This is a genomic window from Sphingobacterium kitahiroshimense (assembly GCF_025961315.1).
Taxonomy (GTDB): domain Bacteria; phylum Bacteroidota; class Bacteroidia; order Sphingobacteriales; family Sphingobacteriaceae; genus Sphingobacterium; species Sphingobacterium anhuiense.
Window position 1 is genome coordinate 1,006,586 of sequence record NZ_JAOQNK010000001.1, and the last position, 12,659, is coordinate 1,019,244.

Genomic DNA, 12,659 nt, shown 5'->3' on the forward strand with positions numbered 1-12,659 from the left:
TTAGTATTTTTTATGAAAAAGTCATCAGCAACTCGGCATACAATTCTTGAAAAAGCATTTGAAATTATCTATACCAAAGGTTATCAAACGACAAGTATTGATGAAATTATTGCGACAACAAAAGTTACAAAAGGAGCATTTTACTATCATTTCAAGACCAAAGATGAAATGGGTATGGCTATAATTAATGAAATTTTAAAACCAACAATGCAAAATGATTTCATTAAACCTTTACAAAATGCAAAAAATCCTACTCAGGAAATTTATGATATGACAAAAGCGCTACTTCTGGAAAATCCTCTTTTGAAGTTAGAATATGGATGTCCCGCAGGAAATTTAACACAGGAAATGACACCTTGGAATGCAGCTTTTGGAAAGGCACTATCTGAGCTGATTCTAGAATGGCAGCAAACAATTGAAAATAGTATAAAAAGTGCCAAAGAAAATGGAACCATAAGGGAAAATGTAGATCCGCAGCAAGTCGCGTATTTTATTATGTCAGGGTATTGGGGAATTAGAAATTTCGGAAAAGTTTATAACAGTACAGCATGCTATCACTCCTATTTAAAAGAACTGAAAATTTACCTAAACAATTTAGCTTAAATATTCTTTAATAAAAACATACTGCTTAGTATGTTTTTATTATATTTACATCGACAAACAAAATTTGCGATGTATCAAACACTTACTTTTTATCATTCCTTCATACGCTGGCTAGTGCTGGCAAGTATAGTTTATGCTATTTATCGGGCATATAAAGGTTATTCTTCTAACGCTGTATTCTCCAAAAGAGACAATGCTACACGTCATTGGACAGCAACAATGGCACACATTCAGCTTCTAGTTGGAATTGTATTGTACACTCAAAGCCCCATCATCAAATACTTCTGGAATAATTTTAATGAGGCCATTGAAAATTTTGATCTTGCCTTTTTTGGTCTACTTCACCTAATTTTAATGTTAATAGCGATCATTTTAATTACCATTGGTTCTGCTAAAGCAAAAAGAAAAACAACCGACAAAGAAAAATTCAAAACAATGTTGATTTGGTTTTCAATTTCACTCATCATTATTTTCATAGCCATTCCTTGGCCGTTTTCACCATTTGCTACCAGACCTTATTTTAGATAGTATGATAAATTTATTCAAAACAAAAATCGGAAGATTGCGCATTATTGGGTTTCTTGAAGGCGTATCATTATTAGTGCTCATTTTCGTAGCTGTACCTCTGAAACATTATTTTCACAATCCTAGTTTAAGCGAAATATTAGGACCGATTCATGGAGCAATTTTTTTACTTTTCCTGTTCAATACGTTAAGTGTTGCTGTAGAGCAGAATTGGAAATTTAAAACGACAACTTGGAAAGTTATTTTGGCCTGCATTATTCCATTCGGAACATTTTACATTGACCATAAAATATTAAGCAAACTATGAAGACGATATATATTATTGGTGCTATAGTTATATTGATTTACATCTCGTATCGAACCTATCGTTTCGCAACACTTGATAATGGGCTCGCTCATAAAATAGAGAATGGAGCGGTAATTTTAGATGTTCGAACCGAAAAAGAATATAATATGGGACATATTGATGGTTCAATAAATATTTCACTAGGCACAATTAATGAAAGATACATTGAACTGGATAAGAGCAAAACATACATTACAACCTGTTCTCATGGTTTAAGGAGTGTGAAAGTGGAAAACATTTTAAAAGACAAAGGTTTCAAAAATGTTTTTAATGGCGGTGCTTGGTCTGACCTTGAAAAAATAGTAATCAAACTAAAAGATAATTGATGATTTCAGTGTTTAAAACAAGTGTGATAAGTATAAGAGAAATAGAGACACTAAAACCGTTTCTTGACACACATCTCGGAATTGCAAAGTGGAATTTTGACCTTGAAGACTGCGACAATATTTTGCGTATTGACAGTATAAACGAAATTACTGAACGTACAATTAAAATTTTGAGCGACTATGGTTTTGACTGCCAAGAACTTGAAGGCTCACCTGTAGGTGATACAGTCAAAAGTAGCCTGTCATAAAACTTCAAATTTTCACAACTCTTTCTCTACTTCCATTAAGAGTAACTAGCAATACAGTACAAATCAAAATTTGTACTGTATTGCTTTATTGACTAGAGATTATCTGATATAATTTTTAGATTTGATTTTCAAAAACCTGCTTTTGAGGTATACTAATCTGCGCAGATTTACCTTCCCGAAATTATACCATAGTACAAAAGACAGAATAGGCAAGCTGAAAATAATCACCCAACCAAAGATCTTTTTAAGAGACACCAAGATAGCTTGTTGCTCCATCTGCGAATATTTTTGTAAATTTAGCATTCCGAAAGTATTCATATCCAGGTATACTACAAGATCTACAATACTCTGCAACTGATAACGGTACAGCAGGTAACTGTATACAGGTGCAAATGCCATTACAGAAAAAAGTTCTGATGACCTGCATACCGAACATGATCTGACTTAAAACCTTGGGCATTAACGCAAAAAGACAAAAGTAATATTGCGGTTTTGATAATATACTTCTCCATTTTTAATTTAGTGTAAAATGTATCTTTTATTACGCTTAGAATAACAAGAAACTTAAGAAGCCACCGATGCTGTTTTCATTGTGTTTCTCTGGACCGTAATAATCGATATTGGCACCCACACCAAAAGTTATTTCTCTATAACTTAAACCAGCTCGAGCCATGAGGTAACTTCTTGTTTGCAAATTGATGACAGTACTGTATTCATACAAAGCCTGAATTCGCGAATAAAGGCGCCAATTATCATTTATCTGTGGTTTATATTCAACTAAAAACATTCCTTCGACATTCGTGTCTTTAGAATAATCTATTCTAGAATTAGCCACAAACAACCAAGTTGGATTAGCTACGGTATAGATTATACCTGCTATGGGTCGCATGCCTTTCACTGGGGTTACGTGCAAACCGCCTGCTAGTTTGAAACCCTTTGCGATATCATAGGTCAGACTGGCTTGCGTCATGTAATCGTTGATCTGATTACTGTCCCATTCTCCCACGAGAGACGTGACACTAAAAAAGCCTAGCTTGGGAATAGTCTTAAATTTTTTATCGATGATCATTTGAAGGGCCAATCCTCTGTTGCTACCCAAAATCTCTGTATTTATTGGTGGATTTATGACTGAAATTTGAGATTTTTCTTGTGCAATAGCATTTCCGATCATTACGGAAAACAGCGCTATAAAAACATACTTTATTTTTGTTACATCGTTCATTTTGTACTCTTGGCTTGTATGAAGTGTGAAAGAATTTTACTCCCAATATCAGGCTTAGTTGAATAAGAAATTTGTTCTTACTATGCTCCTTGGAAATACAAATTTGAACTAATTTAAACTCTTAACCTATAAATAATCAGGCAGAAAGTTTAAAAAAACGTTCCAGTAATTCAAAATATTAGTGATTTAAATAAATAAATGTTAATTTAACACTTATTACTTAATCAAATTACATGTATTAAAAAACAGATGTTATGACGGTTAGTAAAAAATCAGTATAAAACCATTTAAATTATAGATCAATGATAAAAATTTTAAAGATAAGTGTTGGTTTTTCTTTCGCTCTTCTAACCTACATTTGTCATCAATCAAATGCACAAACTAAAGTTAGCTCAGCAACAGCAGTACTTCCTATACCTCAAATACCTCCAACAGGACCGGTAGATAGTTTGCCTATGGGAGATTGGAAGTCTTTCGAAGAAGTTAAACTCGATATTCCTATTTTCCCAGGTCCATTCAAACCAACATGGGAATCGATAGAGGCTAATTATCCTGGAGATCCTGATTGGCTCAGGGAAGCGAAGTTTGGTATATGGGTTCACTTTGGCCCTCAAGCATCGGGAGAAAGTGGTGATTGGTATGCGAGAAAGCTATATACACCTGGTACGCCTGCATATAAAAATCACCTTAAAAATTATGGTCACCCTTCCGAATTTGGTTATAAGGAAATACTTAACAAATGGAATCCCACCAAACTTGATCCTGCTAAACTTGCTAAAATATATAAGGATGCCGGAGCAAGATTCTTAATGATCCAAGGCGTACACCATGATAATTATGACTTGTGGAACTCACGCTATCAACCATGGAATTCAGTTAACATAGGACCTAAACGTGATTTAATTGGCGAGTGGGCGAAAGCTTGCCACGAGAATAACATTCGTTACGGAGTAACCTTTCATCATGAATACACCTGGTGGTGGTGGCAAACAGCTTTTGGAAGCGATACCACAGGGGCTAAGAAAGGATTACCTTATGATGGCAATCTTACTGCTACTGATGGAAAGGGTAAGTGGTGGGAAAAATATGACCCTCGCCTACTCTATGGCATAGATCTGCGCGAATATAAAGGAGTTGCTGAAAAATCTCACACACCGTGGTCACCACCATCACCAGGAATTTTTAGTAGACACCTGGAATATGCGAATTGGTATGCCAAGCAATGGGCATTGCGTATGATGGATGTGGTGGAAAAATATGACCCGGATTTTATATATACAGATGGTACTGTTCAAGGACCTTTCACTGGTAACGGGACAGGTACGGGTTATAAAGCAGATGCGATGCAGCATGTGATCGCTGATTATTACAATAGGACACTAAAGAGACACGGAAAGGTCAATACTTTTAGTATTGTGAAATTTCGGGATAAAACAAATGGTACGGTTACAACCGAGGAATTTGCTATTCCTGAAAAAATTAAAACAGACCAGCCTTGGATAGCGGAAGCGCCGGTTGGAGACTGGTATTATGCACCTAATTTTACTTATGACTCCGGAATGATGATCCGATATGTGATAGAGGCTATTGCTCGGGATGGTAATGCTGCTCTCTGTGTTTCACTACTACCAGATGGATCATTGGATGAGGGTAGTTTAAAGATGCTCAAAGAGGTAGGAATATGGATGCGACGTAACGGGGAGGCGGTTTATGGAAGCAGAGCATGGAAAATTCCTGGTGAAGGAGAACAAGCAAACGGGAAATTGAAAATGCTCCCGGGTGGCGGACTTGGTCGCAGACATGCAGAATTTAAGTTTAACACAACGGACTTTAGATTTACCGTAGGAAAAAACGGATCGCTTTATGCTTTTTGTATGAACCTGCCGGAAGCTGGATCTGAATTGAAAATAAAATCACTTGGTAGTAACGCAAACTTATTGGAAAAAACAATTAAAAAAGTGAGCATGCTCGGATACGAAGGTGAGTTGAAATGGAAGCAGGTGGCCGATGGATTGGTCGTGACTTGTCCTTCCCAGATGGATTATGCAACCGCAGTTGTGTTTAGAGTTGAGTAAAATATCTTGTATACACCTGGATAATCATGTGGTGTATTTAAAATAAATAAGTAACGCGCTGATAGAAGACTGCGTTACTTATTTATTTCTAGAAGGACACTACCTTACTTCTGCCAATAGAAAATGGTGAGAGATCTTACCATTTTTAAAATTCAGCATGACGAAAAACATATTAATGTTCTCATGGATTATCCAAAAAGGTATTTTATAAGTTATTTGGAGTAACTTCGTATCTTTTATCTAGGATTAATTTTGCATCATATCTTACAAGAAAATATGATGCAAATTGGGATACAGAAATAGATGATCAATATAGTAGCAGTGGGATGAGTGATATCATGCATCAATATTATTTGTAAAATGTTAGGCTATTTTACTTAAAAAAGATCTGTATTTAAAGAAAAGAAAAAGGGATATCATTAAAAACAAAATTGTTGAAAGCAACACTGCACTTTTCAGACCTTGTAAGAATAGGTTTTCAGCATAAATGTTTAGTAAATGCATGATGCTGATTAATAAAGTAATCACAAATGTGATGATGATCTTGACCCGCAGTTTTTTAAGATTTGTGCTCCCTTTTTCTATTTCTGAAGCGATTGTATGAGACGTTAATTCGGTATTATTTACGAATATAGACTGCCTACGTATAAATATATAAGTCTCCCAAATAACTAGAAGTGTAGCTATAGAAAGTCCATGTTTCAATCCTTGTGAAAAGGCAGAATCATTTTGTAAGAAGTGCGTGTAGGTCAAAAATAGCATGACAACAGACGTGCATATTCCTAAAAACAAAATTGTCATAAACCGATAGAATTGTATGATGTATGCTACCATGGAAAACATTATTGACCAGTTTATATTTATAAATTCTTAAGGTCTGTTATGAAACTGAATTTATTGACTTTTTGATCGCGTAATGTCTCGATCACCTTATTTACTTCAGGAAACTTTGTACTCGCATCAGCTTTAATTAATATCTTCAACTGTTGCTCATGTAACTGATAGTGTACTGTGCGCACGCTTGAGATCCAGTTGTACAGCTCATTAGAAAGATTAGTTGTTGAATCCACTAGGATACCGGTATGATATGTTTTGTCCATGTGTTTCTCTGGAGAAAGGGCAAGAAACTGTTTAAGCTGTCTTACGGGAACACCCACAGTACCCATGACAACAAATTTTTCCTTTTCTTCTGGACTAAATGCTACATTATATTTATTAGCCATAACTTCTAATGTCTTTTCTTTGACATCTCTTTCAGCAATGGACAACAGACAAGTGCCCTCTTTATTGATGGTTATCATAGCAAAGTTTTCATCCGGCATTTTTTCAGTACTGACAGAAGATGGAGTGTCTACTGGAACAGGTTCTGGAGCTTTAAATACAGCGGTCATTACAAAGAAATTGAGCAATAGGAATGTCACATCAGACATTGCCGTCATATCCACACTAGGTGCAACTCTTTTAATTTTAATTCTTGGCATCATTTTATAAATTAGTTCTACAATAGTAAACAATGTTGACTAATATTAGTCAACATTGTTTACTATAAAACCAATAATTACTTTAAAATGACAAAAAAAACGATTTTGATTATTTTCTGATAAGAGAGTTTAAAACTGATAAACTGTTTATGATAGATGTTCGATCCACGTCTTTTGAAATCGTTTCGAAATATTGACTAACACGGACAAGTGATTCGCTAACAATCTGATTACCAAAATCTGTTAACATTATTTTTGAATAGCGCTTATCGGAAGACATCGGTTGAATTGTAATAACATTCTTTTCTACCATATGAGATATAATCCGGCTCATCGCTTGTTTCGAGATCTGCGCCTGTTGTGCCAACAATTTATTGGTGGTACCATCCTTATCGATGTGTATCAACACTTGCATATAAGATAATTGAAACTTCCCAGGCCAAAGATCTTGCAAATTTGCCTCTGCCCATTCTTCAATATCTTTTTTTAAAGCATACACTGTTCTGATATAGCCGACGGGATCTAAAACACTATGAATATCCATATTAATTTGTTAATTAAGAATAACAAACTTATGAACATAATCTTTATGTATCAAATGTAAGTGTAGTATATTATACATTCACTTCTCCTTTCCACATGCATGGTACGACTTCAATTATTGGGTCTCAATTGAAATGACTGAAGTGATAAAAAATGTATTCATTTATTTTATTGCCAGCAAGAAATTTCCAAAAGAAGCAGGTAAATCTATCATAGGCTTATGCAGATTTAAACTAGCGGGATCTGAGAAACTGAGATAAACATATTTTGAAACATACAGTTGATCAGAAAAAAAATCCTCACTCCCATTATGGTATACAACAGGACATTTCACATAGCCACGGATTACTCCTTTAGCTCAAGATTAAATGGATAGATTGTTTACATAATCATAATATTCGCTTAATCATTAATCAGCTCGGACATTTTAACTTTGTTCAAGTATGGAACATATTAAAGCGATAAAAGAAGATAACCATAAAGTTTTTAATCAGATCTATGAACAATATCACCAGCAGATTTATAGCTTTATTATACTGAAAACGCGTTCTGAATACATTTCTGAAGAAGTAACCCAACTCACGTTCATCAAACTATGGAAGCAACGTAAGCAATTAAATGAGCATCTAGAAATTCATATCCAAATTTTTGGAATGGCCAGACAAGTCATGATCGATCTGCTCCGAAAAGAGTCCAACCGTTTTAAATATGAAGGCGAATCGGCAAATACCCCATTCACGGACAGCTTAATTACTGCGATTGAAAGTAAAGATCTCTTGAAGATCATGGAGCAGGATATCGAAAATATGCCTAAAATGCGTCGCCTGGTATTTGAACTGAGTCGGAAACAAGGGTTAACACATAAAGAAATCGCACAACTCTACTCCATTTCTCCAAAAACGGTCGAACACCATATTGGTAAAGCCTTGATGCAACTCAAGCAGCATCTTTATTCGATTATGCTATAAAATAATGTCCCAGCGATCGATTAAAAAATAAATTCGCCCCCTTACAACACATCACACTGACAACAAGACACATACCAATCAAAAAGCTCTTCCCCCTGCTAATTCCTAAATTAAATAATTGTTAACTCGCTAGGGATATCCCCTTGAACCACGTAATGCTATTATGAGGTTCAGAAAAAACAAAACAGGCAAGCAGCAAAATCGTCTTGACAAGCAATACATACGTAAGCAACTATGGAAAGATCCATCCATAATTGATGATATATTTCCCGATCAAGAATGGGAATCACATCTGGGAGATGCCGACCAGTTTATCCCATCGACTAAAATGGCGCATTATATACATGACGAAATTAGCACGGAAAGTAAACAAAAACAGGAAAAGAAGAATAACAACATTTACCTCAAGCGATTTAGCTATTACGCGGCGGCTGCAGCATTGCTACTCGTATCGTTGGGCATGTGGCTATGGATAAAACCAGCTTTTGATAACAACAGTCCAACTTTAGTTGAGTGGCAGGAAAAAACAGATCTCAAAAAAGATACGAGCTGGGTTTCAGTAACCAATAACCAAAACTCAATCCAAACGTATACCCTGCCCGACCGATCTACGGTCAAACTATTTGCGCAGAGTACCATACGTTACCCGCAGTACTTCACAGATCACAGCCGGGAGATCTATTTAAATGGAAAAGCTTATTTTTCGGTATACAAAGATGGTTCCCGCCCATTTAGCGTATACGCCAGTGCAACAAAAACGACTGCCTTAGGTACATCCTTTACCATTGATTCGCGCAGCAGCTCAAAATATATATCTGTGCAATTACACACCGGAAAGATTGTTGTTGCATCTATAATGGCCATTCCTACATTTAAAAATATTTTCCTAAAAAATGCAGGTGAGTCCCTGTCTTTTGATGCAAACATGCATCTCGTAGCGCATCACAGCGGTACTGTAAAAAAAGAAGCAAGTATGAGCAAGTCCCCGAGTCAGAACAAGCCCAACGGCTTGCTTGAACTAAACAATATACCTTTGTCGGAGGTTTTTGCTGCCCTCAGCACGACTTATAACACGCCTATAAAAATAGGCAAACAGGACATTTCCAAAATCCAATACACTGGCAGTATAAACCCGCAACTTGAACAGTTACAAGACGTACTTGCAGTCATCTGTCTGATTAATAACCTGCGCTATGTACAAGAAACGGATGGTTCTTATACCATCTATCGTCAAAATGAATACAGCAACGATCAACTATAAATCCATAAAATCAATCACTATTTAAAATCATGTTTAACAAACAGAACCAATTCAGAAAAAGCGTGTTATTCTTTGCACTATTTGCGACGGGGCTATCCTACGCACAGGCGCAACAGGATCAAGTAAAAGGAGCAACACAAGATGAAAATGGAAAGTTTTTATCTGGCGTCAGCGTTAAAGCCCTAAATCGGGAATCGGGGAAAACATTCACGACGAGCTCTTCCGAAAAAGGACTTTTCTCTTTTCACAACCTGCCAGAAGGAGGTCCTTATCAGTTTATATTTTCTTCGGTAGGTTATCAGCCAGATACGCTCTCGGGCTACAGTGTGCAACCCGGAAGGCCATTAGCCTTAAGCGTCAAACTTATTCCCATGTCCACAACACTCGATGAAGTCGTTATCGGATATGGACGTATCGCTCGAAAAGACCTCACCAGTTCCATCACAACAGTCAAAGCTGAAGACATGAATGTCGGTGTTATGACCTCCCCTGCTCAGATGCTTCAGGGAAAGGTCCCGGGCCTGACCATATCAACTAACAACAGTAATCCTAATGCAACCCCATCCGTCAGTCTAAGAGGTGCTTCTACTTTGAGAAGTGGCGAAGCGATGGAACCCTACTATGTGATCGATGGCGTACCCGGAGCATCACTCGCACTAGTAGCACCAGACGATATCCAATCGATCGATGTGTTACGCGATGCATCAGCAACAGCGATATACGGTTCAAAAGCCGCAAACGGGGTCATTATCGTTACAACGAAACGCGGTAAAGCAGGACAGGCAAGCATTAGCTACAACGGTTATTTAGCGATAGACAAAATCGCAAAACGCTATGAAATGATGAACGGTGAACAGTACCGAAATTATATTGCGGCTAACAAATTCGCGATGGAACCGACCGATGATTTAGGAGCAGATACCGATTGGCAACGAGAGGTAGAACGAAAGGGTATTTCCAATAATCACAATGTCTCTTTGATCGGTGGAACCGAAACAACACAATACAGTGCCAGTCTCAATACGTTTAAAAACAACGGTATTATCAAAGGAACAGACCTGGGCCGTCAGATCGCACGCGGATTTGTACAAACAAGCGCGCTGGATAAACGGCTTACGGCTTCTTTTAATATCAATACCAGTATTACCAAACAAAATGATGTCCTTGCCCTTGGCGATGGTTTAAGTGTATACGACGCGATGTATTACTACTTGCCAGTATCCCCTGTCCGGACAGAATCTGGCGCTTGGTTTGAAAAAACAGACCGTTCGCAATATGTGAATCCGCTATCATTAATAGAGGAGAATACCAATTATACCAAAACCAAAATGATACAGGGACATGCCAAACTTGGATATAAAATATTACCGAGCCTAACCTACAACATCGACCTGTCCCTGCAAAACCGCCAGTATAACAACGCACAGTACTACTCGAGTTTATCCATGGCAGCACGTAATCAAAATGGAAAATCGATCCGTGCAGCAGTAGAAGACGAAAGAAAGATCATGGAAATGAATCTAAGCTTCGATCGAACATTTGGAAATGTCCATAAGTTTTCAGCTCTTGCCGGTTATTCGTGGGAAGAAAACAATAATGACGATGGGTTTCAACTGACAACTTCAGACTATTACGATGATGGTTTAAGTTATTATAATCCCGGCATGGCCAATGTTGTCGATATTTTGGGATTTGGCAATTATTACCTTTCAACATTGCGTATGATCTCTGTTTACGGACGTGTAAATTATGCTTACAACAATAAATATCTTTTTCAGGCGACAGTAAGGCGTGATGGATCTTCGGCATTTGGTGCAAACAACCGATGGGCCACCTTCCCTTCTATTTCAGGAGCATGGAGACTATCGGAAGAACCATTTATTCGCGATATGAATTTCTTTGATGATCTAAAACTGCGTGCCGGATATGGCGTCAGTGGCAATTCATTAGGTTTCGATGTGTTTACCGCTAGACAGGTCTATGGTGCCACCTCGAGTTTCTACACCGATGCTTTCGGAAACGATCTCCGTACACTTGCTGCACTTCGTAATTCAAATCCCAATCTACGCTGGGAACGCACAGGGATGCTTAATCTGGGTATCGACTTCGCATTCCTGAAAAATAGATTAAGCGGAACCTTGGAATATTACGATAAAAATACCACCGATCTTATCTACGACTATGCCGTGTCCACAACCAAATATCTGTACCGCTCACTAACAGCCAATGTCGGTGAGATCAACAACAAAGGAATTGAACTGACCCTAAATGCTGTCCCCGTAAAAACGACACATTTCAGCTGGAACACAGGGATTGTGGCCTCGCACAATAAAAATGTGGTCACCCGAATTACGAATCAGGAATTTTCGACCGACTACGTGGATTTAGCAGACTTGGGTGGCGCCGGTCAAAGTAATGCTTTTCAGCAACGCCTACAAGAAGGTGCGCCTATTGGTCAGTTTTATACCTGGGAATGGGCAGGTTATAATGATGCCGGTATCTCGACTTTTTATGTACGCGATGCGCAAACGAAGGAACGTACAGGTGAAACCACCATTACCCCGACCAATAAAGACCGTGCCGTAACGGGAAGCGCACAGCCAAAACTGACTTTAGGCTGGAACAATACCGTAACCTACAAAAACTTCGCTTTAACCGGTATGTTCCAGGGTGTATTTGGACATAAGGTCATGAATGCGACCCGCGCCCGACACTCCAATGTCGTAGGCAATGCCGGACAGAAAAATCTATTGGCCAGTGTAATCGACACGGAGAAAGCAACAGATATCAACGCACATTATTTATCAGACCGTTACTTGGAAAGTGGGAATTATCTGCGTTTAGCCAATTTGGGCCTTTCTTACAACATCCGCAATATCGGTGGTCAGTTGAAAAATGTAAAGCTATACGCTTCGATGAACAATGTCTTTGTGCTCACGAATTACAAGGGAGTAGACCCCGAGGTAGATCTTGGTGGACTTACACCTGGTGTTGACAACAGGCAGACTTATCCACGTACCCGTACCATTTTATTCGGTCTAAACTTCAACCTATAATCAGC

General features: G+C 37.8%; 13 protein-coding genes. 9 read left to right on the forward strand and 4 right to left on the reverse strand.

The features are described 5' to 3' along the window. The first annotated feature begins 12 nt into the window (after positions 1-12). Genes M2265_RS04490 through M2265_RS04510 form a run of 5 tightly spaced genes read left to right on the forward strand, consistent with a single transcriptional unit; the run spans position 13 to position 2,048 of the window. Complete coding sequence (locus M2265_RS04490; RefSeq protein WP_132767448.1) at positions 13-603, forward strand: TetR/AcrR family transcriptional regulator; 591 nt, start codon at positions 13-15, stop codon at positions 601-603. A 30-nt stretch (positions 604-633) separates the two neighbouring features. After that, positions 634-1,131: a hypothetical protein gene (locus tag M2265_RS04495; RefSeq protein ID WP_243655353.1), complete on the forward strand. Its 498-nt coding sequence runs from the start codon at positions 634-636 to the stop codon at positions 1,129-1,131. 1 nt (position 1,132) lies between these two features. Beyond that, on the forward strand, positions 1,133-1,435 hold the full coding sequence (locus tag M2265_RS04500; RefSeq protein WP_108160954.1) for a DUF3817 domain-containing protein: 303 nt from the start codon (positions 1,133-1,135) through the stop codon (positions 1,433-1,435). Beyond that, entirely contained in the window at positions 1,432-1,800 is a 369-nt protein-coding gene (locus M2265_RS04505) for a rhodanese-like domain-containing protein (protein ID WP_108160955.1), read from the forward strand. The genes M2265_RS04500 and M2265_RS04505 overlap by 4 nt, the downstream gene beginning before the upstream one ends. Continuing rightward, positions 1,800-2,048 (forward strand): hypothetical protein, encoded by a 249-nt coding sequence (locus M2265_RS04510; RefSeq protein WP_132767446.1) that lies wholly within the window; start codon positions 1,800-1,802, stop codon positions 2,046-2,048. The genes M2265_RS04505 and M2265_RS04510 overlap by 1 nt, the downstream gene beginning before the upstream one ends. A gap of 99 nt (positions 2,049-2,147) precedes the next feature. Here the strand turns inward: M2265_RS04510 and M2265_RS04515 are convergent, their stop codons facing one another. Then, positions 2,148-2,447, reverse strand: coding sequence for a hypothetical protein (locus tag M2265_RS04515; RefSeq protein ID WP_132767444.1), 300 nt, complete (start codon positions 2,445-2,447; stop codon positions 2,148-2,150). Between the two features lie 148 nt (positions 2,448-2,595). After that, entirely contained in the window at positions 2,596-3,270 is a 675-nt protein-coding gene (locus M2265_RS04520; RefSeq protein WP_207902324.1) for a hypothetical protein, read from the reverse strand. Between the two features lie 302 nt (positions 3,271-3,572). On the opposite strand from M2265_RS04520, the gene M2265_RS04525 reads away from it, so the two are divergent. Further along, a complete protein-coding gene (locus tag M2265_RS04525; RefSeq protein ID WP_132767442.1) occupies positions 3,573-5,345 on the forward strand; it encodes an alpha-L-fucosidase in 1,773 nt (590 codons plus the stop codon). A gap of 860 nt (positions 5,346-6,205) precedes the next feature. On the opposite strand, the gene M2265_RS04530 is transcribed toward M2265_RS04525, so the two are convergent. Together M2265_RS04530 and M2265_RS04535 are read right to left on the reverse strand one after the other, a co-directional pair. Then, positions 6,206-6,829: an ExbD/TolR family protein gene (locus M2265_RS04530; protein WP_132767440.1), complete on the reverse strand. Its 624-nt coding sequence runs from the start codon at positions 6,827-6,829 to the stop codon at positions 6,206-6,208. Between the two features lie 106 nt (positions 6,830-6,935). Next, positions 6,936-7,370: a MarR family winged helix-turn-helix transcriptional regulator gene (locus tag M2265_RS04535; protein ID WP_132767438.1), complete on the reverse strand. Its 435-nt coding sequence runs from the start codon at positions 7,368-7,370 to the stop codon at positions 6,936-6,938. Between the two features lie 442 nt (positions 7,371-7,812). On the opposite strand from M2265_RS04535, the gene M2265_RS04540 reads away from it, so the two are divergent. The 3 genes from M2265_RS04540 (at position 7,813) to M2265_RS04550 (ending at position 12,654) form a co-directional block, all read left to right on the forward strand. Beyond that, entirely contained in the window at positions 7,813-8,337 is a 525-nt protein-coding gene (locus M2265_RS04540) for a sigma-70 family RNA polymerase sigma factor (protein ID WP_132767436.1), read from the forward strand. 163 nt (positions 8,338-8,500) lie between these two features. Then, entirely contained in the window at positions 8,501-9,598 is a 1,098-nt protein-coding gene (locus M2265_RS04545) for a FecR family protein (protein ID WP_132767434.1), read from the forward strand. A 29-nt stretch (positions 9,599-9,627) separates the two neighbouring features. Then, on the forward strand, positions 9,628-12,654 hold the full coding sequence (locus M2265_RS04550) for a SusC/RagA family TonB-linked outer membrane protein (protein ID WP_132767432.1): 3,027 nt from the start codon (positions 9,628-9,630) through the stop codon (positions 12,652-12,654). Positions 12,655-12,659 lie beyond the last annotated feature (5 nt).

Bases quoted from the DNA above. Each gene is read 5' to 3' on its own strand.
- M2265_RS04490 (WP_132767448.1), top strand. From the start codon at position 13: ATGAAAAAGTCATCAGCAACTCGGCATACAATTCTTGAAAAAGCATTT.
- M2265_RS04520 (WP_207902324.1), bottom strand. From the start codon at position 3,270: ATGAACGATGTAACAAAAATAAAGTATGTTTTTATAGCGCTGTTTTCC.
- M2265_RS04500 (WP_108160954.1), top strand. From the start codon at position 1,133: ATGATAAATTTATTCAAAACAAAAATCGGAAGATTGCGCATTATTGGG.
- M2265_RS04510 (WP_132767446.1), top strand. From the start codon at position 1,800: ATGATTTCAGTGTTTAAAACAAGTGTGATAAGTATAAGAGAAATAGAG.
- M2265_RS04525 (WP_132767442.1), top strand. From the start codon at position 3,573: ATGATAAAAATTTTAAAGATAAGTGTTGGTTTTTCTTTCGCTCTTCTA.
- M2265_RS04505 (WP_108160955.1), top strand. From the start codon at position 1,432: ATGAAGACGATATATATTATTGGTGCTATAGTTATATTGATTTACATC.
- M2265_RS04535 (WP_132767438.1), bottom strand. From the start codon at position 7,370: ATGGATATTCATAGTGTTTTAGATCCCGTCGGCTATATCAGAACAGTG.
- M2265_RS04495 (WP_243655353.1), top strand. From the start codon at position 634: ATGTTTTTATTATATTTACATCGACAAACAAAATTTGCGATGTATCAA.
- M2265_RS04540 (WP_132767436.1), top strand. From the start codon at position 7,813: ATGGAACATATTAAAGCGATAAAAGAAGATAACCATAAAGTTTTTAAT.
- M2265_RS04545 (WP_132767434.1), top strand. From the start codon at position 8,501: ATGAGGTTCAGAAAAAACAAAACAGGCAAGCAGCAAAATCGTCTTGAC.
- M2265_RS04530 (WP_132767440.1), bottom strand. From the start codon at position 6,829: ATGATGCCAAGAATTAAAATTAAAAGAGTTGCACCTAGTGTGGATATG.
- M2265_RS04550 (WP_132767432.1), top strand. From the start codon at position 9,628: ATGTTTAACAAACAGAACCAATTCAGAAAAAGCGTGTTATTCTTTGCA.
- M2265_RS04515 (WP_132767444.1), bottom strand. From the start codon at position 2,447: ATGGCATTTGCACCTGTATACAGTTACCTGCTGTACCGTTATCAGTTG.